This is a genomic window from Pseudomonas sp. No.117 (assembly GCF_054558395.1).
Genome location: NZ_BAAJNP010000007.1, coordinates 361655 through 386344, shown reverse-complemented (window position 1 = coordinate 386344; position 24690 = coordinate 361655). Strand labels below are relative to the sequence as shown.

Annotated in this window: 21 protein-coding genes, 1 tRNA gene and 1 pseudogene; 16 read left to right on the top strand and 7 right to left on the bottom strand. The window is 66.9% G+C overall.

Going from position 1 to position 24690, the window contains the following annotated elements; translation table 11 throughout:
• Positions 1 to 882, top strand: a complete 882-nt coding sequence (locus tag ACYJP6_RS19040) for an alpha/beta fold hydrolase (RefSeq protein WP_459476782.1) — start codon at positions 1 to 3, stop codon at positions 880 to 882.
• Between the two features lie 6 nt (positions 883 to 888).
• Positions 889 to 1701 (top strand): DUF4892 domain-containing protein, encoded by an 813-nt coding sequence (locus tag ACYJP6_RS19035; protein ID WP_459476780.1) that lies wholly within the window; start codon positions 889 to 891, stop codon positions 1699 to 1701.
• Here ACYJP6_RS19035 and ACYJP6_RS19030 read toward each other — a convergent pair.
• A complete protein-coding gene (locus ACYJP6_RS19030; protein WP_459476778.1) occupies positions 1698 to 2888 on the bottom strand; it encodes a CynX/NimT family MFS transporter in 1191 nt (396 codons plus the stop codon). The genes ACYJP6_RS19035 and ACYJP6_RS19030 overlap by 4 nt on opposite strands.
• A gap of 343 nt (positions 2889 to 3231) precedes the next feature.
• Here ACYJP6_RS19030 and selD point away from each other — a divergent pair, with 343 nt between their 5' ends.
• The 5 genes and pseudogenes from selD to ACYJP6_RS19005 all read left to right on the top strand — a co-directional run bounded on the left by selD (position 3232) and on the right by ACYJP6_RS19005 (position 7829).
• A complete protein-coding gene (gene selD / locus ACYJP6_RS19025) occupies positions 3232 to 4266 on the top strand; it encodes a selenide, water dikinase SelD (protein WP_459476776.1) in 1035 nt (344 codons plus the stop codon).
• A complete protein-coding gene (gene mnmH / locus ACYJP6_RS19020; protein ID WP_459476774.1) occupies positions 4266 to 5366 on the top strand; it encodes a tRNA 2-selenouridine(34) synthase MnmH in 1101 nt (366 codons plus the stop codon). Before selD ends, mnmH begins: the two co-directional genes overlap by 1 nt.
• 71 nt (positions 5367 to 5437) lie before the next feature.
• Positions 5438 to 5728 carry a hypothetical protein gene (locus ACYJP6_RS19015; protein WP_459476773.1) on the top strand — a complete coding sequence of 97 codons (291 nt, stop codon included), beginning with the start codon at positions 5438 to 5440 and terminating at the stop codon, positions 5726 to 5728.
• 148 nt (positions 5729 to 5876) lie between these two features.
• Positions 5877 to 6944 (top strand): annotated as a pseudogene (locus ACYJP6_RS19010) (HAMP domain-containing protein); the annotation flags it as partial.
• A gap of 21 nt (positions 6945 to 6965) precedes the next feature.
• The gene (locus tag ACYJP6_RS19005) at positions 6966 to 7829 is read left to right on the top strand and encodes a methyl-accepting chemotaxis protein (protein WP_459476887.1); all 864 of its coding nucleotides are present in this window, start codon (positions 6966 to 6968) and stop codon (positions 7827 to 7829) included.
• A gap of 9 nt (positions 7830 to 7838) precedes the next feature.
• Here ACYJP6_RS19005 and ACYJP6_RS19000 read toward each other — a convergent pair whose 3' ends face one another.
• The 4 genes from ACYJP6_RS19000 to ACYJP6_RS18985 are packed head-to-tail and all read right to left on the bottom strand — an operon-like array spanning position 7839 to position 11317.
• Positions 7839 to 8576 carry a YciK family oxidoreductase gene (locus ACYJP6_RS19000; protein WP_459476771.1) on the bottom strand — a complete coding sequence of 246 codons (738 nt, stop codon included), beginning with the start codon at positions 8574 to 8576 and terminating at the stop codon, positions 7839 to 7841.
• Between the two features lie 8 nt (positions 8577 to 8584).
• A complete protein-coding gene (gene mupP / locus ACYJP6_RS18995) occupies positions 8585 to 9256 on the bottom strand; it encodes an N-acetylmuramic acid 6-phosphate phosphatase MupP (RefSeq protein ID WP_459476768.1) in 672 nt (223 codons plus the stop codon).
• 3 nt (positions 9257 to 9259) lie between these two features.
• A complete protein-coding gene (ubiG, locus tag ACYJP6_RS18990; protein ID WP_007160470.1) occupies positions 9260 to 9958 on the bottom strand; it encodes a bifunctional 2-polyprenyl-6-hydroxyphenol methylase/3-demethylubiquinol 3-O-methyltransferase UbiG in 699 nt (232 codons plus the stop codon).
• A gap of 33 nt (positions 9959 to 9991) precedes the next feature.
• A complete protein-coding gene (locus ACYJP6_RS18985) occupies positions 9992 to 11317 on the bottom strand; it encodes a TRZ/ATZ family hydrolase (protein WP_459476766.1) in 1326 nt (441 codons plus the stop codon).
• Between the two features lie 118 nt (positions 11318 to 11435).
• Here ACYJP6_RS18985 and mtnA point away from each other — a divergent pair, with 118 nt between their 5' ends.
• From mtnA to pheA, 4 genes are all read left to right on the top strand, one after another.
• On the top strand, positions 11436 to 12509 hold the full coding sequence (mtnA, locus tag ACYJP6_RS18980) for an S-methyl-5-thioribose-1-phosphate isomerase (RefSeq protein ID WP_459476764.1): 1074 nt from the start codon (positions 11436 to 11438) through the stop codon (positions 12507 to 12509).
• 232 nt (positions 12510 to 12741) lie between these two features.
• The gene (gyrA, locus tag ACYJP6_RS18975) at positions 12742 to 15582 is read left to right on the top strand and encodes a DNA gyrase subunit A (protein WP_459476763.1); all 2841 of its coding nucleotides are present in this window, start codon (positions 12742 to 12744) and stop codon (positions 15580 to 15582) included.
• On the top strand, positions 15579 to 16664 hold the full coding sequence (gene serC, locus ACYJP6_RS18970; protein WP_459476761.1) for a 3-phosphoserine/phosphohydroxythreonine transaminase: 1086 nt from the start codon (positions 15579 to 15581) through the stop codon (positions 16662 to 16664). Before gyrA ends, serC begins: the two co-directional genes overlap by 4 nt.
• A gap of 2 nt (positions 16665 to 16666) precedes the next feature.
• Positions 16667 to 17761, top strand: coding sequence for a prephenate dehydratase (gene pheA / locus ACYJP6_RS18965; RefSeq protein ID WP_459476759.1), 1095 nt, complete (start codon positions 16667 to 16669; stop codon positions 17759 to 17761).
• A 24-nt stretch (positions 17762 to 17785) separates the two neighbouring features.
• Here pheA and ACYJP6_RS18960 read toward each other — a convergent pair whose 3' ends face one another.
• A complete protein-coding gene (locus tag ACYJP6_RS18960) occupies positions 17786 to 18262 on the bottom strand; it encodes a DUF4124 domain-containing protein (protein WP_459476757.1) in 477 nt (158 codons plus the stop codon).
• Positions 18263 to 18550: 288 nt separating this feature from the next.
• On the opposite strand from ACYJP6_RS18960, the gene mgtE reads away from it, so the two are divergent.
• Entirely contained in the window at positions 18551 to 19996 is a 1446-nt protein-coding gene (gene mgtE, locus ACYJP6_RS18955; RefSeq protein ID WP_459476755.1) for a magnesium transporter, read from the top strand.
• A 51-nt stretch (positions 19997 to 20047) separates the two neighbouring features.
• Here the strand turns inward: mgtE and ACYJP6_RS18950 are convergent, their stop codons facing one another.
• Complete coding sequence (locus ACYJP6_RS18950; RefSeq protein WP_007160462.1) at positions 20048 to 20362, bottom strand: Arc family DNA-binding protein; 315 nt, start codon at positions 20360 to 20362, stop codon at positions 20048 to 20050.
• Between the two features lie 258 nt (positions 20363 to 20620).
• Between ACYJP6_RS18950 and ACYJP6_RS18945 the strand changes: the two genes are divergently transcribed.
• From ACYJP6_RS18945 to ACYJP6_RS18930, 4 genes are all read left to right on the top strand, one after another.
• Positions 20621 to 20697: transfer RNA gene (locus ACYJP6_RS18945), tRNA-Arg, on the top strand.
• Positions 20698 to 20940: 243 nt separating this feature from the next.
• Positions 20941 to 21963, top strand: a complete 1023-nt coding sequence (locus ACYJP6_RS18940) for a glycosyltransferase (protein ID WP_459476752.1) — start codon at positions 20941 to 20943, stop codon at positions 21961 to 21963.
• A gap of 50 nt (positions 21964 to 22013) precedes the next feature.
• Positions 22014 to 23078 (top strand): FAD-dependent oxidoreductase, encoded by a 1065-nt coding sequence (locus ACYJP6_RS18935; RefSeq protein WP_459476884.1) that lies wholly within the window; start codon positions 22014 to 22016, stop codon positions 23076 to 23078.
• A complete protein-coding gene (locus ACYJP6_RS18930; RefSeq protein WP_459476750.1) occupies positions 23059 to 24690 on the top strand; it encodes a hypothetical protein in 1632 nt (543 codons plus the stop codon). Before ACYJP6_RS18935 ends, ACYJP6_RS18930 begins: the two co-directional genes overlap by 20 nt.

Below are 24690 nucleotides of genomic sequence, written 5' to 3'. Positions count from 1 at the left end.
ATGACGGCGCACGTCCAGGAGCTCCGGCTGGAGCTACCCCACGTGGAGTTGAGCGCGCGCGCGTTCGGCCCGGAAAATGGCTATCCGGTACTGGCGCTGCATGGCTGGCTGGACAACGCCATGACCTTCGCCCAGTTGGCGCCGCGGCTGACTGGCCTGCGCATCGTCGCCCTGGACCTGCCGGGGCACGGCTTGTCGGCGCACCGGCCGCCGGGAGTCGGCTACGCCATCCAGGATTACGTGCTGGACGTGCTGGCCGCCGCCGAGCAGCTGGGGTGGAAGCGCTTCAGCCTGCTCGGACACTCCATGGGCGCCATCGCCAGCGTCATCGCCGCCGCGGCCTTGCCGGAGCGGATCGAACGCCTGGCGCTGATCGACGGCCTGCTGCCCTACACCACGCCGGCGGCGGAGGTGCCCGAGAAATTGGGCAAGGCGCTGTTGGCGGAACTGGAGTTGCCCAACCGCCGCAAGCCGGTCTATGCCAGCGTGGAAGAGGCCGTGGCGGCGCGCTTGCGCGGCGCCCTGACGGTGAGTCAGGAGGCGGCCGAGCTGCTGGCGGAGCGTGGCCTGATGGCCGTGCCCGGTGGCTACACCTGGCGCTCCGATCCGCACCTGCGCCTGCCCAGTCGGCTGAGGTTCACACCCGAGCAAGCCCGGGCCTGCGTGCGTGCCCTGAGTTGCCCGACCGCCCTGGTGATCGCCGCGGGCGGCTTGCTGCGGCCCCATCCGGAGGCCCTGGCACTGGCCCGGGAACAGGCCTGCTTCACCCTCCATGAGCTGCCAGGTGGGCACCATCTGCACCTGGACGATGCCCAGGGTGCCCAGGCCGTCGCAGATTGTTTCAATGCCTTCTTTGCCGCCAGGACCGGGGTGGACGAATAATGCGGCATGCCTAGCCGTCCGCCTTATCCCTGCTGCCTATCCCTCCGCCAGCCCCTGTTGCTCGGCCTGCTGCTGTTCGCCGGCTGGACCCAGGCAGAGGTACTGCCCGAACTTGCGCCCCTGGATCACGCGCAACTCGTCCGCGAGGCCGGACCGACGGCCGCCGAGCGCCGCTATCCGCTGGGGCCCGCCAGTCGCATCGGCGGTCGCCTCCGCTTGGAGGATTCGCTGCAGGTCGAGGGCGAGCTCCTGACCCAGACCTTCGAACTGGCCAGCGGTCACCCGCCATTGGCGCGCCTCGACGGCGAACGCCAGCGGCTGCAGCAGCAGGGCGCGACGCTGCTTTACTGGTGCGAGGGGCGTGACTGTGGTGCCAGCAACGTCATCGCCAACACGGTACTGGGCGAGGCCATGCTCTTCGGGCCCGACGACCAGCAGGGCCTGATGGTGCTGCAGCTGGCGCAGCCCCAGACGGTGCTGACGCTGTACGGCATCACCCGGGGCAATCGCCGTGGCTATCTGCACGCCGAGCGACTGCGGGCCAACCAGCCCTTGCCCGAGCTGTTGCCTACCGCCGCCACCCTGCTCAAGGAATTGCAGCGCGACGGCCAGCTACTGCTGCCGGCACTGGCAGAGGCACCGGCGGCGCCCTGGATCACACGCGTCGCCGCGGCGCTGGCGCTTAATGGCGATGTTGCCGTGACCCTGGGCGGCGCCCAGGCCGAGGCCTGGCAGGGCGCCCTGCGGGAGGCCGGCGTCCGCGCGCCGCGGCTGCAGGCCGACGGCAACCGGCCCGCCGGTCTCTACCGGCGTTCCTAGACGTCGTTGACGTAGCGGGTGCGACCCGCGCCCAGGCCGAACAGGGTGGCCAGCACGGCGATCACGCAGAACAGCACCCCCATAGGCGCCCAGCTGTGGGTGGCGTCGTGCAGGACGCCAACCAGCAGCGGGCCGAGGGAGGCCAGGCTGTAGCCCGCGCCCTGGGCCATGCCGGATAGCCGCCCGGCGGTTTCCGCATCCCGCGAGCGCAGTACCAGCAGGGCCAGCGCCAGGCTGAAGGTGCCGCCCTGGCCCAGCCCCAGCACCACCGCCCATAGCCAGAGGCTGCCCACGGGGGCATAGAGACAGCCCAGCAGGCCGGCCAGGGTGAGGACCATCACCACCACGATGGCCAGGCGCTGGTCGCGCCCGCGGGTCGCCAGCCAGGGGGCGGTCAGGGCGCTGAGCAGCTGGGTCAGTACCGAGCCGGACAGCATCAGGCCGGCCTGTACGGTGCCCAGGCCGCGGTCCATCAGCAGGGTGGGCAGCCAGCCGAACACGATGTAGGCCAGCGAGGATTGCAGGCCCATGTAGAGGGTGATCTGCCAGGCCAGGCGGTTGCGCCAGAGGGAGCCACCCGCGCCCCGAGCCGGCGTTTGGCTCGGAGGCTGGCGCAGTTGCGGCAGCCAGACCAGCAGGGCCACCAGGGCCACCAGCGCCCAGGCGGCGAGGGCGGGCTGCCAGTGGCCGCCGAAGGCCTCGGCGAGCGGCGCGGTCGCCCCGGCCGCTATGGCTGCGCCGATGCACAGCATCATGGTGTAGAGCCCCATCAGTTGCCCCGCCTGGGCGGGGAAATCGCGCTTGACCAGGGCCGGCAGCAGCACGCCGAGGATGCCGATGCAGGCGCCGGCGATCAGGCTGCCGAGAAACAGCCCGGCGGGTGGCAGCAGGCTGCGCAGGACAATGCCCGCCGCCAGCAGCGCCAGGATGGCGCCCAGGGCGCGTTCGCTGCCCCAGCGCCGCGCCAGGCGTGGTGCCAGGGGGGCGAACAGGCCGAGGCAGAGTACCGGCAGGGTGGTGAGCAGGCCGACGGCGCTGCTGGAAAGACCGGTGCTGCCTTCGATCTGGCGCAGCAGCGGCGCCAGGCTGGAGAGCGCCGGACGCAGGTTGAGGGCGATGAGCATGAGGCTGGCGAGCAACAGGCCGCGTTGCCAGGGGCTGGGGCGGGAGGTGGCGAGAGAGGACATGGGCACCGCTATGACCTGGGAAACCGCCAATGCTAGCGCACCCTGGCCATAACGCACGGCGCCGCTGTCCGCTACCCTTCGCGGGGAAAAAATAGTTGGGCGCACCGGCTAAAAAATCGCCAGTTCGTCCATCGCCGCACTGCCGCTCGGTTGTCAGAGGTCCGTTCGGGGTTTTCCACGAGGTTATCCACAGCAACTGTGGATTACCGCCAAAAAACAGCCCTTTTGCTTTGGCGGGCGATCTGTTAGGCGCCGCCATCCCCGCGCCGGGACAGGCTTTTGCTACTATTACCGCCCCTCGCGCAGCTCGTCGAGCGAGCCGCGCCGCTGATCCGGAGTCCCGATGACCAATCCCATTCGCCTCACCCAATACAGCCACGGCGCCGGTTGTGGTTGCAAGATCGCACCCAAGACCCTGGAGACCATCCTGGCGGGGAGCGGCGCCCAGCATCTGGATCCGCGGCTGTGGGTAGGCAACGCCTCGCGTGACGACGCGGCGGTCTATGGCCTGGACGAAGAGCGCGGGGTGGTCTGCACCACCGATTTCTTCATGCCCATCGTCGACGACCCCTTCGACTTCGGCCGGATCGCCGCCACCAATGCCATCAGCGACATCTATGCCATGGGCGGCGACCCGCTGCTGGCCATCGCCATCCTCGGCTGGCCGGTCAACGTCCTGCCGCCCGAGGTGGCCCGGGAAGTGATCGCCGGTGGGCGGCGGGTCTGCGACGAGGCCGGCATTCCCCTGGCCGGTGGTCACTCCATCGATGCCCCAGAGCCGATCTTCGGCCTAGCGGTGACCGGGATCGTCGAGAAGCGCCATCTCAAGCGCAACGACACCGCCACCCTGGGCAGCCGCCTCTATCTGACCAAGCCGCTGGGCATCGGCATCCTCACCACCGCCGAGAAACGCGCCTTGCTGCGTCCCGAAGATCGCCACCTGGCGCGGGACACCATGTGCCAGCTCAATCGCCCCGGCAGCCGCTTCGGCCGCCTGGCGGGGGTGACGGCCATGACCGATGTCACCGGCTTCGGCCTGCTCGGCCACCTGGTGGAGATGGCCGACGGCAGTGGTCTGACCGCCGAACTCGACTTCGCCGCCATTCCCCGGCTGGAAGGGGTGGACTTCTATCTGCAGCAGGGCTGCGTGCCCGGCGGCACGGAGCGCAATTTCGATAGCTACGGCGCGCGCATCGCCCCGCTGGACGAACAGCGGCGCCAGCTGCTGTGCGATCCCCAGACCAGCGGCGGCCTGCTGGTGGCCGTGGCGCCCGCAGGCGAGGCGGAATTCCTCGCCGTGGCCGCGGAGCTGGGCCTAGCCCTGCAACCCATCGGGCAACTGGTGGAACGTCGCGCCCACGCGGTCGAGGTGGCCTGATGACCCAGCGTGAGGATGCCCGCGACCTGCGGGCGCTGTTCCTGAGCGATGTGCCCCTGATCGACGTCCGGGCGCCGGTGGAATTCGCCAAGGGCGCCTTTCCCCTGGCGACCAACCTGCCGTTGATGAATGACCTGGAGCGCCAGCGGGTGGGTACCCGCTACAAGCAGCAGGGCCAGCAGGCGGCGCTGCAACTCGGCCACCAGTTGGTCTCCGGTTCGGTGAAAGAGGCGCGCGTCCAGGCCTGGGCTGACTTCGCCCAGGCCCATCCGGAGGGCTACCTCTATTGCTTCCGCGGCGGCCTGCGCTCCCAGATCAGCCAGGAATGGCTGCGCAGCGAAGCCGGTATCGCCTATCCCCGAGTAGTGGGCGGCTACAAGGCCATGCGGACCCTGCTCATCGAGACGCTGCAGCAGGCCTTGGCCGAGTGCAGCTTCGTGGTGGTGGGCGGCATGACCGGCACCGGCAAGACCGAGGTGGTGGCCCAGCTCGACAACGCCGTGGATCTCGAAGGCCATGCCAATCACCGCGGCTCCAGCTTCGGCAAGCGTGCTACGCCCCAGCCGGGGCAGATCGATTTCGAGAACCGCCTGGCCATCGACCTGCTGCGGCGGCGCCATGCCGGGCAGTCGCAGTTCGTGCTGGAAGACGAATCGCGCCTGGTCGGGCGTTGCTCGCTGCCCCTGGAATTGCACCAGGGCATGCAGCAGTTCCCGCTGGTCTGGCTGGAAGACAGCCGGGAGAATCGCATCGAGCGCATCCTGCGTGACTATGTCATCGACCTAGCGGCGGAATTCGTCGAGCTGCACGGACCGGAGCAGGGCTTCGTCCTGTTCGCCGAGCAGTTGCGCAAGAGCCTCTCCGGCATCGCCAAGCGCCTCGGTGGTGAAAGATTCCAGCGGTTGTCGGCGATCCTCGAGGACGCCCTGGCCGAGCAGCAGCGCTCGGGTGAGGTGGCGGGCCATCGGGGCTGGATCGACGGCCTGCTGGCGGAATACTACGACCCCATGTACGCCTACCAGCGCGAGAGCAAGGCCTCCCGGGTGATCTTCAGTGGCGACCAGGCCGCGGTGGTCGAGTTTCTGCGGCAGCGGCGCTGAACGGCGCCGCGGGCCGGCGGTCTACGCTGCGGTTATTCGGCCGTTCCGGTCGGTCGCAAGGAGAAAAGAAGATGAAATCGAAACTGGTTACCGTCGTATCGGCCACCCTGGCGGCCCTGGTGCTCGCAGGCTGTTCGGGCAAGGTGGTCAATCGCGACAGCTGCGCGGCCCAGACCCGCTCCGCCTGGCAGGAGCTCGACCTGGCCAAGGCCGAGGGCTTCTCCGGGACGGTGAGCTATTCCAAGGCGCTGGCGCTGCTGTCCACCGCCAAGACACAGCAGCAGGTCGAGGCCTACGACGGCTGCGTGAAGAACGCCGAAAAGGCCCGCTTCTACATTCGCGAGTCCCGCGCCGGCCGCTGATCCCCGGCATTACTGGCCGGTTGCCGCCATCCAAAGCGACGTGCACGTAGCCGCGCACGACGGATAGTGGCCTTCCGGTCCGCACCCCTTCAAGAATCGGCTTCTGCGGACGACAGCGTCGGTAGAACTTATTCCGTTGGGGTGCCGTATGAGAGGGATTGCAAGGTATCGCCTGGCCAACTGGCGGACCGCGACCAAACTGGCCGTCGGCTTCGGCCTGGTATTGCTGCTCACCCTGGTGGTGGCGCTCCAGGGGGGGCTGGCGCTCAAGGATGTGGAGCATCGCTTCGACTCGCTGCGCGACATGGCGGCGGTCAATCGGCAGGTGATGCAGGTCCGCGCCCTCGAACAGGGCTTTCGCCTGAGCGGGGATACCGCCCAGGCCGACCAGCTGCGCAAGGCCCTGCCCGCCGTGCTCGACGGCTTGGGCCAGCTCGCGGCCGAGGTCCACGGCGCCAACGGTGCGGACATCGCCGCCGCGCTGCAGGCGGCCAAGGCCTATGGCGCCGCCTTCACCGATTTCCAGCGCCTGCACACCTCGCGCCGCCTGGCCATGGATGCGGCGACCTTCCTGGTGGAAGGGGCGGCCAACAGCCTGGACATCCTCCAGTCCGGACTGCTGGACGACGGCGCCTATGCCCTGAAGGATTCCGGCGGCCAGCAGGGTGCCGACCTGCTGACCCTGTCGCAGCAGGTCGGCGAGCTCTATCGGCTGATGCTCAAGAGTCTCGACGAGGCCCAGGCACGCGCCAGCAAGACCGCCGTGGACGACCAGCCGCTACCCTCGGCCAGTGCCGCGCTGGCATTGCTGGCCAAGGTGGAGCCGCAACTCAGCGATCCCGCCTATTCCTCGGTCATCCAGGACGTGTCCACCAACATCAAGGAATTCATCCGCCGCCTGGGCGACTACTCCGGCGCCCTGGCCCAGGAGCAGGCCGCCGGCGCGCAAATGAGCAGTCTCGCCGAAACCGCCGTGCAGCGCGTCGATGCCCTCTACGCCCAGCAGGAGGGCGAGTTGCAGGCGATGATGACCAAGCGCCTGCTGACCATCGGCGCCGTCGCGCTGCTGGCCCTGGTGGTGGGCGCCCTGGCGGCGCTGGTCATCACCCTGGCCATCGTGCGGCCCCTGCGCAAGGTGATCGCGGCGGCCGAGCGCATCGCCCAGGGCCAGCTGGACGTCGAGCTGGTGGTGGATCGCGGCGACGAGATCGGCCAGCTGCAGCGTTCCAGCGCCAGCATGGTGGCGGCGTTGCGCGGCATGGTCCTGCAACTGCAGGGCGGCATCGGTCGGCTCGGCCAGGCGGCCGCGGCGCTCGCCGAACAGGCCCGCGACGCCCAGTCGGGCGTCGCGCGGCAGCGTGAGGAAACCGACCAGGTCGCCGCGGCCATGGCCGAGCTGGCCGCTACCGCCCAGGGCGTCGCCGTGGATGCCGAAGCCGCTGCGGGCGCGGGCGACCAGGCCGATCGCCAGGTCAACGATGGCCAGGCGGTGATCGGCCGGAGCCTGGCCGGCATCGAGACCCTGGGTGTGGATGTACGCGCGGCGGCGGAGCGCCTGCAGGGCGTCTCGCGGGATAGCCAGGCGATCAGCGGGGTGCTCGACGTAATCAAGGCCGTGGCCGAACAGACCAATTTGCTGGCGTTGAACGCCGCCATCGAGGCGGCGCGCGCCGGCGATCAGGGGCGCGGCTTCGCGGTGGTCGCCGACGAAGTCCGCGCCCTGGCCCGGCGTACCCAGCAGTCGAGCGTGGAGATCGAGCAGCTCATCGCGGTGTTGCAAAAGGGCAGTGGCGAGGCGGTGGGGCGGATGCAGCAGAGCGAAACTCTGCTGGCGGACACCATGGCCAGCGCCGGCGATACCCGCCAGGCCTTCGCCGGCATCGCCACGGCGGTCGCCAGCATCCAGCAGAAGAACCAGCAGATCGCCGCGGCGGCGGTGCAACAGAGTGCGGTAGCGGAAGAGGTGGCGGTCAACGTGACGCGCATTCGCGACGGCGCCGATCAGTCCAGCCAAGCCATGGCGGCGACGGCCTCGGCCAGCCGCGAACTGGCCGAGCTGGGTGACGAGCTCTCACGCCTGGTCCAGCGCTTCCACGTCTGACCGGGCGGGCTACTGGGCGTTGAGCGCCTGGCCGGTGGTGCCCTGGCTGGCGGGGCCGAGCAGGTAGAGGTAGACCGGCAGGATGGCCTCGGCCACGGGCACCCGCGCCGGATCTTCCGCCGGATAGGCCGCCGCGCGCATGGCGGTACGGGTACCGCCCGGATTGACGCTGTTGACCCGGATGCCGGCCTCCGCCAGCTCCTCGGCCCAGACCTGCATCAGCCCTTCAGTGGCGAACTTGGACACCGAGTAGGCGCCCCAGCCGGCCCGGCCCTTGCGCCCGACGCTGCTGGAGGTGAAGACCACCGACGCATCGCCCGCGGCCTTGAGCAGCGGCAGCAGCGCCTGGGTCAGGGCGAAGCCGGCGTGCACATTGACCTGCATGACCTGGGCCAGCGCCGCGGCCGGAGTCTGTTCCAGCAGTACCCGTGGCCCGAGCAGGCCGGCGTTGTGCACCAGGCCATCGAGACGCCCGAAGTCCCGCTGCAGGCGCGCGGCGGCGGCCGCATAGGCGCTGGCGTCAGCCTGTTCGAGATCCAGCACCAGGGGCTCGGCCGCCTGGCCGCCGCCGGCCAGGATCTCGGCGCGCACCTGCGCCAGCGCCGCGGCGTCGCGACCCTGGAGGATCACCTGGGCGCCCAGGGCCGCGCAGCCCTTGGCCAGGGCGGCGCCGATGCCGCGGTTGGCGCCGGTGATGAGGATAACGCGGTCCTGCAGCAGGCCGGCAGGGGCTTGGTAGTCGAACATCTGGTCTCCTAGCAGCCGCACAGTGCGCGGTCGAGCAGGGCGCGCAACTCCAGCGGGTGGTCGATGATGGCGTCGGCGCCCCAGTGCTCCGGGCGATCGTCCGGGTGGATGTAGCCGTAGCGCGCCGCCACCGTCTTGCTGCCGGCGGCGCGGCCGGACTCGATGTCGCGCAGGTCGTCGCCAATGAACAGGGCGACCTGGGGATCCACGTCCAGTTGCCGACAGGCCAGCAGCACCATCTCCGGATCGGGCTTGCTGCGCGCGACGTGATCGGGGCAGACCAGGCAGGCCGAGCGCTCGGCCAGGCCCAGGCGCTGCATGATCGGCTCGGCGAAGCGCACCGGCTTGTTGGTCACCACGCCCCAGCGCAGCCGGGCGGCGTCCAGGTCGCGCAGGATCTCGTCCATGCCCTCGAACAGCCGGGTATGGACCGCGCAGTGCGCCTGGTAGCGCTCGAGGAATTCCAGGCGCAGGGACTCCAGTTCGGTGCCGAGCGGGTCGACATCGAAGCCGGCGAGGATCATCGCCTTGGCACCGCCGGAGATGACGCCGCGCAGGCGGGCTTCGTCGGCGGGGGCGAGGCCCTGGTCCTGGCGCATGGCCTGGACGATGGCGATGAAATCCGGCGCCGTGTCCAGCAGGGTGCCGTCCATGTCGAAGAGGACCGCTTGCAGACGCATGGATCAGTCCTCGCGCTGGGTGCGCACCATGTAGTTCACCGTCACGTCGCCTTCCAGCTTGTATCTCTTGGTCAGCGGGTTGTAGGTGAGGCCGATGACGTCGCGCAGGTTCAGGCCGGCGGCGCGGGCCCAGGCGCCCAGTTCCGAGGGGCGGATGAACTTGCGGAAATCGTGGGTGCCGCGCGGCAGCAGGCGCAGCACGTACTCGGCGCCGACGATGGCGAACAGGTAGGCCTTGGGATTGCGGTTGATGGTGGAGAAGAACACCTGGCCGCCCGGCTTGACCAGGTCGTGGCAGGCCTTGATCACCGACGAGGGATCCGGCACGTGTTCGAGCATCTCCAGGCAGGTCACCACGTCGTAGGTGCCGGCATGCTTGCGCGCGTGGTCCTCGGTGGTCTCCTGGATGTATTCCACCGGCACGCCGGATTCCAGCTGGTGCAGGCGGGCCACGGCCAGCGGCGCCTCGGCCATGTCGATGCCGGTCACCTGGGCACCACGCTGGGCCATGGCTTCGCTGAGGATGCCGCCGCCGCAACCGACGTCCAGCACCTTCTTGCCGGCGAGGCCGGCGTGCTGGTCGATCCAGTTGACGCGCAGCGGGTTGATGTCGTGCAGCGGCTTGAATTCGCTCTCGCGGTCCCACCAGCGGTAGGCGAGGGCCTCGAACTTGGCGATCTCGGCGTTATCGACGTTGGACATGGGATTCTCCAGAGGCAAGGGGAGCGGGACGCGTCAGGCGCCCTGCTGGATACGGGTGACCCACTGCTGCGCATTGGCTATGAGTTCGGCCTCGTCCAGGCGTACGAGTTCGCTCTGGCGCAGCAGCGGCACGCCGCCGACCCAGACGTCGCTGACGCGATCGCGGCCGGTGGCGTAGATGAGTTGCGAAACGGGATCGTAGAGCGGCTGCTGGGCGAGGCCGCTGAGATCGACGGCGGTCAGGTCGGCCGCCTTGCCCAGCTCCAGCGACCCCAGGCAACGCTCCAGGCCCAGGGCGCGGGCGCCGTTGAGGGTAGCCATGCGCAGGGCGCGATGGGCATCGAGCGCGGTGGCGGAGCCGGCGACGGCCTTGGCCAGCAGGGCGGCGGTACGGGTCTCGCCGAGCAGGTCGAGGTCATTGTTGCTGGCCGCGCCGTCGGTGCCGATGGCGACGTTGACGCCGGCCTGCCAGAGCCGCTCCACCGGGCAGAAGCCGCTGGCCAGCTTGAGGTTGGATTCCGGGCTGTGGATGACGTGGCTGTTGGTCTCGACCAGGTTTTCCAGATCCTCGTCGTCCACCTGGGTCATGTGCACCGCCTGGAAGCGCGGGCCCAGCAGGCCCAGGCGGCGCAGGCGCGACAGCGGCCGCTCACCGGTCTGCTCGAGGGCCTGCTGCACCTCGAAGGCGGTCTCGTGCACGTGCATCTGGATCGGCGCCTGCAGCTGCTCGGCCAGCACCAGGATCTGTTCGAGCTTGGCATCGGCCACGGTGTAGGGCGCATGGGGGCCGAAGGCCACGCTGATGCGCTCGTGCAGCTTCATGTCGTCGAACAGCTCCAGGCCGCGACGGATCATGTCGTCCGCGGTGCGGGCGCCGGGAATGGGGAAATCGAGGATCGGCAGGCAGACCTGGGCGCGTACACCGGTGCGATGGATCGCCTCGCAGGCCACCTGGGGATAGAAGTACATGTCCGAAAAGCAGGTGATGCCGCCGCGGATCTGCTCGGCGATGGCCAGGGTGGTGCCGTCGCGGACGAAGTCCTCGTCGACCCAGCGGCCCTCGGCCGGCCAGATGTGGTCCTGCAGCCAGGTCTGCAGCGGCAGGTCGTCGGCCATGCCGCGGAACAGGGTCATGGCGGCGTGGCCATGGGCGTTGATCAGCCCGGGGATCAGCACCTTGCCCGGCAACTCCAGGGTCTCCTTGGCCGGGTGGCGCAGGGCGTCGCTGCGCGGCGCGAGCAAGGCGATGCAGCCGTCGCGCACGCCCAGGGCGTAGTCGCGCAGGACCACCCCGGCCGGCTCCACCGGCACGATCCAGCTGGGGAGCAACAAGAGGTCCAGGGGCGCGGGGGTGGGCATCTGCGACGGTTCCGAAAGGGGCGAGCCGGCAGTATAGCGGTCCTTGCGGCGCTACCGCTAAATCCGCGCGCCGATGCCGGTATACTGGCTGGCTACAGATTCAGGTCGAGGAGAGATCATGCGAGAGCGTCTGCTGGCGGCGGAAAAGATCAAGGCGATCGAATGGCGGGACGGTGCCCTGCACCTGCTCGACCAGCGCCTGTTGCCGCTGCGCGAACACTGGGTCGCCTGTCAGAGTGCCGCCGAGGTGGCCCAGGCCATCCGCGACATGCTGGTACGCGGCGCCCCGGCCATCGGGATCAGCGCCGCCTATGGCGTGGTGCTGGGCGCCCGCCAGCGCGCCGCGGCGGGGGAGGACTGGCAGCAGACCCTGACCGCCGACTTCGAACTGCTGGCCGCTTCGCGGCCCACCGCGGTCAACCTGTTCTGGGCGCTCAATCGCATGCGCGAGCGGCTGGCGCGGGCGGCCGGAGAGGGTGCCCTGGCGGCGCTGGAGGCCGAAGCCGTGGCCATCCACCTGAGCGATCGCGAGGCCAACCTGACCATGGCCCAGCTCGGCGTCGAGCTGATCCGCAAGCACGACACCAGTAAGCAGACCTTCCTCACCCACTGCAACACCGGCGCCCTGGCCACCGGTGGCTTCGGCACCGCTCTGGGCGTCCTGCGTGCGGCGCACCTCGATGGCCTGGTGGAGTGCGTCCACGCCGACGAAACCCGCCCCTGGCTGCAGGGCTCGCGGCTGACCGCCTGGGAGTTGGCCGGGGAGGGCATTCCCGTCAGCCTCAACGCCGACGCCGCCGCGGCGCACCTGATGAAGACGCGCAACGTCGCCTGGGTGATCGTCGGCGCCGATCGCATCACCGCCAATGGCGACGTGGCCAACAAGATCGGCACCTACAACCTGGCGGTCATCGCCATGCACCATGGCGTACGCTTCATGGTGGTGGCACCCAGCTCCACCATCGACATGAAGCTGGCCTCGGGCGACGACATCCCCATCGAGGAGCGCGCCGGTCACGAACTGCTGGAAGCCGGCGGCCAGCGCATCGCCGCCGAGGTCGAGGCCTTCAACCCGGTGTTCGACGTGACGCCCGCGGATCTCATCGATGCCATCGTCACCGAGCGCGGCGTGGTGGAGCGACCGGACGCCAAGAAGATGGCCGAGTTGATGAATCGGCGGCGCCTGCATTGAGGTGATCGCCAGGGGCGGATACGTCCCTGAATGTGTTAGAATTTCGCTCTTTGCACAGGCTTCGTTCGAAAGCCGTCTGCAGGCGGTGATGCCGTGCTGGAAACCGGCTCGAGCGGCGTCTCGTCGCCGGTAGCAGGCGCAGCCAGACGGGCTTTCGCCTCTGCTATACCAGGCTCGGCCGACTTCCGGGCGAGCCCTAGCGCTTTTCAGATCAGAAGGAACCAGGCTTCTCATGGGTGAACTGGCCAAAGAAATCCTCCCGGTCAATATCGAAGACGAATTGCGGCAGTCGTATCTCGACTACGCGATGAGCGTCATCGTCGGCCGGGCCTTGCCGGACGTGCGCGACGGTCTCAAGCCGGTGCACCGGCGCGTGCTCTACGCCATGAGCGAACTGGGCAACGACTGGAACAAGCCGTACAAGAAATCCGCCCGTGTGGTGGGTGATGTCATCGGTAAGTACCACCCCCACGGCGACACCGCCGTCTACGACACCATCGTGCGGATGGCCCAGCCGTTCTCGCTGCGCTACATGCTGGTGGACGGCCAGGGCAACTTCGGTTCGGTGGACGGCGACAACGCCGCGGCCATGCGTTACACCGAAGTGCGGATGTCCAAGCTCGCCCACGAGCTGCTGGCCGACCTGGACAAGGAAACCGTCGACTGGGTGCCCAACTACGATGGCACCGAGCAGATCCCGGCGGTGATGCCCACGCGCATCCCCAACCTGCTGGTCAACGGCTCCAGCGGCATCGCGGTCGGCATGGCCACCAACATCCCGCCGCACAACCTCGGCGAGGTGATCGACGGCTGCCTGGCGCTGATCGAGAACAGCGAGCTGACCGTCGACGACCTGATGCAGTACATCCCCGGTCCGGACTTCCCGACCGCGGGCATCATCAACGGTCGCGCCGGCATCATCGAGGCCTACCGCACCGGCCGTGGCCGCATCTATGTGCGGGCCCGCGCCGAGGTCGAGGACATCGACAAGAGCGCCAATCGCCAGCAGATCGTCATCACCGAGCTGCCCTACCAGCTCAACAAGGCGCGGCTGATCGAGAAGATCGCCGAGCTGGTGAAAGAGAAGAAGATCGAAGGCATCACCGAGCTGCGCGACGAGTCCGACAAGGACGGCATGCGAGTGGTCATCGAGTTGCGTCGCGGCGAGACCCCCGAGGTGGTGCTCAACAACCTCTACGCCCAGACCCAGCTGCAGACGGTGTTCGGCATCAACGTGGTGGCCCTGCTCGACGGCCAGCCGCGCACCCTGAACCTCAAGGAACTGCTGGAAGCCTTCATTCGCCATCGTCGCGAAGTGGTGACCCGGCGGACCGTCTACGAACTGCGCAAGGCGCGCGAGCGTGGCCACATCCTCGAAGGCCAGGCGGTCGCCCTGTCCAACATCGATCCGGTCATCGAGCTGATCAAGACCTCGCCGACCCCGGCCGAGGCCAAGGAACGCCTGATCGCCACGCCCTGGGAATCCAGCGCGGTACGCGAGATGGTCGAGCGCGCCGGCGCCGATTCCTGCCGTCCGGACGACCTGCCCGAGCAATACGGCCTGCACGAGGGCAAGTACCACCTCTCGCCCGAACAGGCCCAGGCCATCCTCGACCTGCGCCTGCACCGCCTGACCGGCCTGGAGCACGAGAAGCTCATCGCCGAGTACCAGGAGATCCTGCAGCAGATTGGCGAGCTGATCCGCATCCTCACCAACCCCGAACGGCTGATGGAAGTCATCCGCGAAGAGCTGGAGAAGGTCAAGGCCGAGTTCGGCGACAAGCGTCGTACCGAGATCGTCGCCTCCCAGGTGGACCTGACCATCGCCGACCTCATCACCGAGGAAGACCGCGTCGTCACCATCTCCCATGGCGGCTACGCCAAGTCCCAGCCGCTGCACGCCTACCAGGCGCAGCGCCGTGGCGGTCGCGGCCGCTCGGCCTCGGCGGTCAAGGACGAGGACTACATCGAACACCTGCTGGTCGCCAACAGTCATACCACCCTGCTGCTGTTCTCCAGCCTGGGCAAGGTCTACTGGAAGCGCACCTACGAGATCCCCGAGGCCTCCCGCGCTGCCCGTGGCCGTCCGCTGGTCAACCTGCTGCCGCTGGCCGAGGGCGAGCGCATCACCGCCATGCTGCCGGTCGACCTGGAAGCCGTACGCCAGCAGGCGCCCCTCGGTGACGAGGATCTGGGCGAGCAGGACGACAACCTGGACATCGAAGACGCCGTGCTGGTGGAAGACGACGTCGAGGCCGAGGTCGAAGGCGAAGAGGGCGAACTCCTCGAAGCCGGCCAGGACGAACCCACCGGTGCCTACATCTTCATGGCCACCCGCAATGGCACCGTGAAGAAGACCCCGCTGGTCCAATTCAGCCGGCCGCGCAGCAATGGCCTGATCGCGCTGAAGCTGGAAGAGGGCGACAGCCTGATCGCTGCCGCCATCACCGATGGCGCCCGCGAAGTCATGCTGTTCTCCGATGGCGGCAAGGTCATCCGTTTCAAGGAGCGTCACGTGCGCACCATGGGCCGTACTGCCCGCGGCGTGCGCGGCATGCGTCTGGCCGACGGCCAGCGCCTGATCTCCATGCTGATCCCCGAGCAGGGCGCCGAGATCCTCACCGCCAGCCTCAACGGCTTCGGCAAGCGTACCGCCATGGCCGAGTACCCACAGCGCGGTCGCGGTGGCCAGGGCGTGATCGCCATGGTCATCAACGAACGCAACGGTCCCCTGATCGGCGCCATCCAGGTGCTGGACGGCGAGGAGATCATGCTGATCTCCGACCAGGGCACCCTGGTACGGACGCCGGTCGAGGGCATTTCCCGCACCGGTCGTAACACCCAGGGCGTTACCCTGATCAAGCTCGGCAAGGGCGAGAAGCTGGTGGGCCTGGAGCGGGTGCAGGAGCCCTCGGTGGACGAGGAGTTGCTGGACCACGAAGCCGAGCTGGACGACGAGGTGCTCGACAAGGAGCTGCCGGTCGACAGCCACGAGCCGGATCAAGACGACGTGCTGCCCGGTGCCAGCGACGTGCCGAGCGATGACCTTCCCGACGAGGATGACGAGCGATGAGCAAGCGTGCCTACAACTTCTGCGCCGGCCCGGCGGCCCTGCCCGAAGCTGTGCTGCGCCAGGCCCAGGCCGATCTGCTGGATTGGCAGGGCCGTGGCCTGTCGGTGATGGAGATGAGCCACCGCGGTGAGGACTTCACCGCCATCTCGAGCCAGGCCGAAGCCGACCTGCGCGAGCTGCTGGTCATCCCCAACAACTACCGGGTGCTGTTCCTGCAGGGCGGCGCCAGCCTGCAATTCGCCCAGCTGGCGATGAATCTGATGCCCGAGGGCGGCAAGGCCGACTACATCGACACCGGCATCTGGTCGCGCAAGGCCATCGAGCAGGCGCAGCACTATGGCGCCGTCAACGTCGCCGCCAGTGCCAAGCAGTACGACTACTTCGCCATTCCCGGGCAGAACGAATGGCAGCTGTCCAAGGACGCCGCCTACGTCCACTACACGCCCAACGAGACCATCGGCGGCCTGGAGTTCGACTGGATTCCGGAAGTCGGCGACGTGCCCTTGGTGGCGGATGCCTCTTCCGACATCCTCTCGCGCCCGCTGGACGTCTCGCGCTTCGGCCTGATCTACGCTGGCGCCCAGAAGAACATCGGCCCCAGCGGCCTGGTGGTGGTGATCGTCCGCGAAGATCTGCTGGGTCGCGCCCGCGCCGCCTGCCCGACGCTACTCGACTACAAGGTCGAGGCCGACAACGGCTCCATGTACAACACCCCGGCCACCTTCTCCTGGTACCTCTCGGGCCTGGTGTTCAAGTGGCTCAAGGAGCAGGGCGGCCTGCCCGCCATGGAGCGCCTGAACCGCGAGAAGAAGGACCTGCTGTACGGCTTCATCGACAACAGCGACTTCTACAGCAACCCCATCGCCAAGAACGATCGCTCCTGGATGAACGTGCCCTTCCGCCTGGCCGACGAGCGCCTGGACAAGGCCTTCCTCAAGGGCGCCGAGGAGCGGGGGCTGCTGTACCTGCAGGGGCACCGCTCGGTGGGGGGCATGCGTGCCTCCATCTACAACGCCGTCACCCTGGAGGCCGTCCAGGCCCTGGTGACCTACCTGGCCGAATTCGAGAAGGAGCACGGCTGATCATGTCGGAACACGAGCTCAAGGCCCTGCGCCTGCGGATCGACAGTCTGGACGAACGCATCCAGGAGCTGATCAGCGAACGCGCCCGCTGCGCCCAGGACGTGGCGCGGGTCAAGATGACGACTCTGGCAGAGGGCGAGAAGCCCGTGTTCTATCGGCCCGAGCGCGAGGCCCAGGTCCTCAAGCGGGTGATGGAGCGCAATGGCGGGCCGGTTTGCGACGAGGACATGGCGCGACTGTTCCGCGAGATCATGTCCTGCTGCCTGGCCCTGGAAGAGCCGCTGCACGTGGCCTACCTCGGCCCGGAAGGCACCTTCTCCCAGGCCGCGGCGCTCAAGCACTTCGGCAAGGCGGTAGTGACCCGGCCGATGGCGGCCATCGACGAGGTGTTCCGCGAGGTCGCCGCCGGCGCCTCCAACTTCGGCGTGGTGCCGGTGGAGAACTCCACCGAGGGCGCGGTCAACCACACCCTGGATAGCTTCCTCGAACACAACCTGTCGATCTGCGGCGAGGTGGAGCTGCGTATCCACCACCACCTGCTGATCGGCGAGAACACCAAGGCCGACAGCATCACCCGCATCTATTCCCACGCCCAGTCGCTGGCCCAGTGCCGCAAGTGGCTGGATTCCTACTACCCGAGCGTCGAGCGGGTGGCGGTGGCCAGCAATGCCGAGGCGGCGCGGCGGGTGAAGGGCGAGTGGAACAGCGCGGCCATCGCCGGCGACATGGCGGCCTCGCTCTATGGGCTGACCCCGGTGCAGCAGAAGATCGAGGACCGTCCGGACAACTCCACGCGCTTCCTGATCATCGGCAACCAGAGCGTGCCGCCCAGTGGCGACGACAAGACCTCGATCATCGTCTCCATGCAGAACAAGCCCGGTGCGCTGCACGAGCTGCTGCTGCCGTTCCATGCCAACAACATCGACCTCAGCCGGATCGAGACGCGGCCTTCGCGCAGCGGCAAGTGGACCTACGTCTTCTTCATCGATTTCCTCGGCCACCAGGCCGATCCGCTGATCCGCGACGTCCTCGAGCGGCTGTCCACCAGCGCGGTGGCCCTCAAGGTGCTCGGCTCCTACCCTCGCGCCGTACTCTGACCGGGCGCCCGCGGGTTGCGGGCGTCAGCGTCGACGCACGCAACCCTGGTCATCGAAGGTGACCAGGCGTGAGCGTTCCTTGCGCTTGCGTCCCTCGTAGTGATAACGGGTGAGGGTATCCAGCTGGGAGATCCGCTGCGGCTGGCCCAGGGCGCTCTCCACGTCTGCCCGGTTCATGCCGACCCTGACCTGTCCCCGAATGATGGCTTGCCGCCTTTCGCGGGCGGTGAGCAGGTCACCGCACCCATCCGTCTTGGCTGCCACCACCGTCGGCGTGCGTGAGGCCTCCCTGCGCGGCGTGGCTTTCGGCTTCGCCATCAAGGTGGGCTTGGCGCCGCCGGGGCGGGGATTGTCCGCACGTTGCAGGCTGCTGTCGCTGTCCGATGGGCAGCCGCTGGCGGAAAAGGTGAGGTGCCCGGCGGCATCCTCGCAGCGGTAGACCGTCGCCGCTTCCAGGGGGGTGCAGCCCAGCAGCAGGCCGAATGCAAGCAACTTCTTCATGAGCCGTCCTCCTTGACGTGGTCGGGTCAAGCTTAGCGAAGTCAGGGATGCTCGACGAGGGCCTGAACCGCGGCTTTTTCGACCGTGCAAAACCCTTGCAAATTGCTGTTTTGACAACCTTTTGCCTTCGCGCCCGCTGCCGGTCCGGTGTATCATCCCCGCCGTCAGCCCCGCCGGGGCAGTGGTCACCCCTCTATGGACTTACCCAGTCAACACCTAATCGTCTTTCTCGTCCCGTTGTTGAAATAGGGTTCGTCGGTGCGCTCCGCCGGCGGGCCGGAGTGCGCTATGACCGCAGTGAACGAAGCAGAAATCAGAAAGCCCCACGAGACGCTGCAAGAGCGGCTCGCCCAGGTCGTCGAGTTGCTGGAGCGCTACGACCTCGCCGTCGAGGCGCGTGAAGACCAGGACCGCGCCCGCGTGTCCCCCGCCGATATTCCCGAAGAAGGCCTCGAAGAGCTGCGTGCCCGCCTGGACGAGCTGCACCCCGCCGACGTCGCCTTCATCCTCGAAGCCTTGCCGCGCGAGGATCGCCTGACCGTCTGGGGACTGGTCAAGACGGAGCGCGATGGCGAGATTCTGCTCGAGGTCTCGGATGCCGTCCGCGAGACGCTGATCGCCGACATGGACGATCAGGAAATCCTCGCGGTGGCCGGTCAGCTCGATGCCGACGAACTCGCCGACCTGGCGCCGGATCTGCCGCGCGATGTCGTCCACGAGCTCATGGAAGCCCTCGACGCCCAGCAGCGCGAGCGGGTGCGCTCCGCCCTGTCCTACGAAGAGGATCAGGTCGGTGCCCTGATGGACTTCGAGATGGTGACCATCCGCGACGACGTCGCCCTGGAAGTGGTGCTGCGCTACCTGCGGCGGCTGAAGGAATTGCCCGACCACACCGACAAGCTCTTCGTGGTCGACAACGACAGCATCCTCAAGGGCGTGCTGCCAATCAAGCGCCTGCTGGTCAACGACCCGGAAAAGCTGGTCGCCGAGGTCATGGCCAAGGAGGCGGTGGCCTTCCATCCCGACGGGGATGCCTATGACGCCGCCCAGGCGTTCGAGCGCTACGACCTGGTCTCGGCGCCGGTGGTGGACAAGAACGGCAAGCTGATCGGGCGTCTCACCATCGACGAGATGGTCGACCTGATCCGCGAGGAGAGCGAAAGCGAAGTCCTCAACATGGCCGGTCTGCGCGAGGACGAGGATGTCTTCGCCTCGGTGTGGAAGTCGGTCGGCAATCGCTGGACCTGGCTCGCCACCAACCTCATCACCGCCTTCATCGCCTCGCGGGTCATCGGTCTCTTCGAGGGCTCGATCGAGAAGCTGGTGGCCCTGGCCGCGCTCATGCCCATCGTCGCCGGCATCGGCGGCAACTCGGGCAACCAGGCCATCACCATGATCGTGCGGGCCATGGCGCTGGGGCAGATCAGCGTCACCAACACCACCCGGCTGCTGCGCAAGGAGCTGGGTGTCGCCCTGTGCAACGGGGTGATCTGGGGTGGGGTGATCGGGCTGGTGGCCTTCTACCTGTACAGCAGCTGGTCACTGGGGCTGGTGATGATGGGGGCCATGACCCTGAATCTGCTGCTCGCCGCCTTCATGGGGGTGCTGATTCCCATGACCCTGCAGCGCTTCGGTCGCGACCCGGCCATGGGGTCGAGCGTCCTGATCACCGCCGTGACCGACAGTGGTGGCTTCTTCATCTTCTTGGGGCTCGCCACCCTGTTCCTGATGTAGGGCAGGGCGGACTGCAACAGGCTGCCCGACCATGGGGCAGCCTGGACGCGCTCAGGAGGCGGCGTCGATGTCGTGGGCGATCAGCGAGATCAGCGCGTTCTGCTGGCGGCCGGACAGCTGCCGGAAGCGCTGCAGCAGTTCCCGCTCGCTGGCGGTGATCTCCGGACTGTCCAGGCGTAACCCGGGTTCGTCGCCGAGGGCGCCCTCTTGCTGCAAGCTCTGCTCGAGGCGCGCGATGATTTCGGAGTTCATGCTGCGATGGTGGTTGCGGGCCACATCCGCGATGCGCTCTCGCATGCCCTCGGGCAGACGCACGACGAACTTGTCAGCGGTACGGCTTGAGTAGGATCTAATGGCCTGGGTCATTGAGGTACTTCATCTGGAGTCTAAAATCAGTGAAGGCGTTAGCCCTCGTCTCGTTCCGCTAGCACTCACGGCACCTTGGACTCGGTATGACCTGTCCCTAGGTATCTGTTTTTATTGACGTCAATTTACCGACGTACTCGGTAAATTGCAAAGCCGCTGAAGAACTTCCTGCCTCCGTCGGTCCTGCCGTGACTACTTGGCTATCTGAACCGAAACATGACAAACCTTCCGCTGCTCGTTACCATGAGCGCCCTTTCCGTCCCAGTAGCTCAATTGGATAGAGCATCCCCCTCCTAAGGGGAAGGTTGGTGGTTCGACCCCACTCTGGGACACCAGATTCCTTTCCAGTACCTCTCCTCGCCGTCCGACGTCAACTGCTCTTGCCGAAACGTTACAGCAGTGTCGAAGGATAGGGCAAAAACAGCGACCTTGTCCGACTTCCAGGCTCTTCCAGCAACGATTTGTGGCTGTGATCACAGCGTAGAGCAGCAGAACAAAACCTGCTGAATTTATCTGTACTCTCCGATGGCTAATCGTCTGCATTGCATGAATCTGGAGCGCCTCTGGAGGTTCGCGTTATGGCCTTTTATCCCGTCCTACTTTCAGTCGTGTTCGTCGTTCGTAATCAGGCAACCGAGTTGCAAGGCGCTTTGGAGCGCGCTGCGACGGTCATCGGCCCCTTGGTGAGTGACTACGAACTTATCATCGTCGACAACGCGTCCGCTGATGACAGCGTAGCTCGATTAAAGCAACTCACCAGTCTCGATGGCTTACCCAACCTTCAGGTATATGCCCTGACCAAGGAAGTGGATTCCGATACCGCTGCCTGGGTGGGCCTGGAGAATGCACTTGGCGACTTCGCGATCGTCATAGATCCGGAAACGGATGACATCGCCTTTCTGCCCGAGATGTTGCGACATGCGGCCGAGGGGGCCGATGTGGTGTTCGCCAACAATCAGCAGAAAGTTCGCCAGACGCTGTCCTACAGTTTGTGCGCCAAGGGTTTCAACAAGCTCTACAAGCAGTTCAATGGCGTCGACCTGGAGAAGGATGCACCCCAGTACCGGATGCTCAGCAAGAAGGTCATCAACTACATCCTGCGCCATCCGGCGCCGGCGCTGACCTACCGCCACCTGCCGGCCACGGCGGGCTTCTCGCGGACCAACCTCGAATACAGCATGCCGCCGCGGAGCAACAAGCCCAAGCGGCTGTCCGGCAGTTTCGATCGTGGCGCACGGCTGCTGGTGTCGTCGACCCGCAAGCCGATGCGCATGGTGAGTTTCCTGTCCATCGTCGGCGCGCTGTCCAACCTGCTCTATTCCGTCTACGTCATCGCCGTCGGCTTGTTCAAGGACGACGTGGCACCGGGTTGGGTGACGATTTCCCTGCAGCAGTCCGGCATGTTCTTCCTGATCTCGCTGGTCCTGCTGGTCCTTGGCGAATATGTCCTGCAGTTGACCCACAGAGTCAACGAGGGGCCGCTCTATCACGTCGCCCAGGAGTTCACCAGCGCCGTCATGACCCGCCGTGACAAGCTCAATGTCGAGGTGGTGCAGGGTGGCAATACGGCCAGGCCGACCGCGCAATCCGGCATGGCCTGAGGACGATCATGAAAGATGCGATCGTCATAGGTGGCGGATTCTACGGGGCCATGACGGCCCTCTATCTCATGCGCGTCAGGGGCTTTGCCAAAGTCACCCTGATCGAGCGTGAGGAGGGGCTGTTGAAGCGTGCCTCTTATCACAATCAGGCACGTGTCCATAACGGTTATCACTATCCCCGAAGTTTCGTGACGGCCTTTCGCAGTCGGGTCAACTTGCCGCGTTTCCTGCGTGACTATCCCGATGTGGTAGTGCGCGACTTCACCAAGTTGTATGCCATCGCCCGGAACAACTCCAAGGTGACGGCGAAACAGTTCGAGCGCTTTTGCCAGGGTATCGAAGCGTCCTTGCAACCCGCACCCGCCGAGTTCGCCCGCTTATTCGACGAGCGTTTGATCGAGGCGGTGTATCTCACCGAAGAATATGCCTTCAACTCCGCGGTACTTGCCGCGGAAGTGAGTCGGGAACTGGATGTAGTCGGCGTGGACCTGCGCTTCAACAGTCGGGTGACCCGTATCCATGGCGCGGACGGCGGTCTGGGTGTGGAGGTGGTGAATGCGGCAGGCCAGGAAGAAGAGCTGCAGTGCCGCTACCTCTTCAACTGTACCTACAGTGGCCTCAATCAATACGGGGGCGACTTTCCCGGTACCGCCACGCGCCTGCGCCACGAGATCACCGAGATGGCCCTGGTCGAGATGCCGCCCGAGTTGCGCGATATCGGCGTGACGGTCATGGATGGACCGTTCTTTTCGATGATGCCGTTCCCGGCGCGTGGGCTGCACACGCTGTCGCACGTGCGCTACACCCCGCACCTGAATTGGGAAGACGCCAATGGCACCGATCCCTACGCGCTGTTGGCCGACTACGACCGCGCCTCCCGGGCGGACTGGATGATCAGGGACGTGGCGCGCTACATGGCGGCCGCGGCCAAGGTGGAATACCGGGATTCGCTGTTCGAGGTGAAAACCATCCTGATGAAGAACGAAGGGGACGACGGCCGTCCCATTCTGTTCGAGCAGCATCCCCAGTTGCCCGGCTGCTATTCGATGCTGGGCGGCAAGATCGACAACATTTTCGATGCTCTGGAGCGCCTCGATGCCGAACCCTTCCACTGAAGCCGTACCCAGGGGGGTGTCCGGCGTCGCCGGCTTCATCAGCGTTCTGGTCTTTTCCGTCATCAACTTCTTTCTGTTCGGCAAGGGAGTCATCCTCGATCCCTTCCATCAGGGGGAGTACTTCGCGACCCTGCCGACCCTGCTGCACAGCGAGCCCGGTGCCCACGCCTTCACCATCCACGGCGGGCTGGACTTCATACCAGTCTGGCTGGCCGAGACCTGGTTCGGCGCCCAGCACACCTTCCTGGTCACCCAGATCCTCTACGGACTCTGCAACACCGGGGCCGCGCTGCTGCTCTGGGGGACGGCGCTGCTGCTGTGCCCCTTGCCCAAGGGGCGGGGCCGGCTGCTGCTGCTGGTCGCGGTGGGCGCGCTGGCGACCCAGGTGGTGGGCTATCGCGATCTCTTCCTGCTGCTGTCGCTGTTCCTCTTCTGCCTGCATCGCAAGGTGGCGACCACGCCACGGCGACTGGTCTGCGAGGTGCTCCTGGGTCTGGCGGCAGGCTTCAACGTGTTCTGGTCCTATGACCGCGGCATCGCCGGGGTGCTGGCGCTCGGCTCGGCGGTGGTGCTCACGTTGTTATTGCAGCGGCGCCACCTGCTGTCGCTGTTGAGCTTCGCCGTGACCGTCGCCTGGCTCGGGTTTGGTACCGATTTCTTTGCCCTCACCGACTACGTCAAGAACCTGACCTTCCTGCTGGAAACCTCGTCCCAGTGGAACTATGGCCTGAGCGCCCGTCCATTGGCCCTGAGCCTGCTGCTGGCGGTGCCCACGGCGCTGGCTGGCTTCGCCCTGATCCGCTGCCTGCCCTGGCCGTGGCGCTGGAGCGAGGACCTGCCGCTGATCGGGGCCCTCGCGGTGTTGCTGGCGATCTTCTTCAAGATCGGCGTCAACCGGGCGGACTTCCAGCACATCCAGATGGGCTTCTGGGTGCCGCTGCTGAGCCTGCTCTATGCGGCGCGGCGCCAGCGTCTCGCGCGCAATGGCGGCTGGGATCTCTCGGCCCATCCGCGGGCGGCCCTCGCCGCCATCGCCGCAGCCGTGCTGCTCGGGCTGGTCGGCCTCAATCCGTCGCCCTTCTTCGCGGTGCTGCTGCTGGGCGCGCTGGTGGCCTTCGGACGGCCCTTGCTGCTGCCGGCCCTCGCGGCGCTGCTGGTGCTGCTGGCCGGCTTCAACCTGTACAAGTCGCCGGTCGAGCGGGTGTGGGCCCAGGGCCTGGCCTGGGTGCCGGAACTCTCGGCCATGCCGGACGACGCCGCCCTGGCGACCCCAGGCGTGCAATGGGCCTCGCGCCGGTTGCAGGAGAGTGGCGCGCGCTGCGTGTTCGATCTGGCGAACAACGGCGTCATCAACGGGGTGACCGACCTGCCGGCCTGTACCAAGTACATCTATCCGGTCTATGCCACGCCGCCCTACGAGGCGGACCTGCTTGGCGATCTGCAGCGCGCCGATCCACCGGCGGTGGTGTATTCCACGACCTTCTGGTCGTTCAACCTGAACAACATTTCCATGCACGACAAGTTTCCACGGCTCAAGGCCTACCTGGACGAGCGTTATCCCGTCGAGGAGTGCCAAGCGGACTATTGCCTGAGATTCAAGACCAAGGGGTGA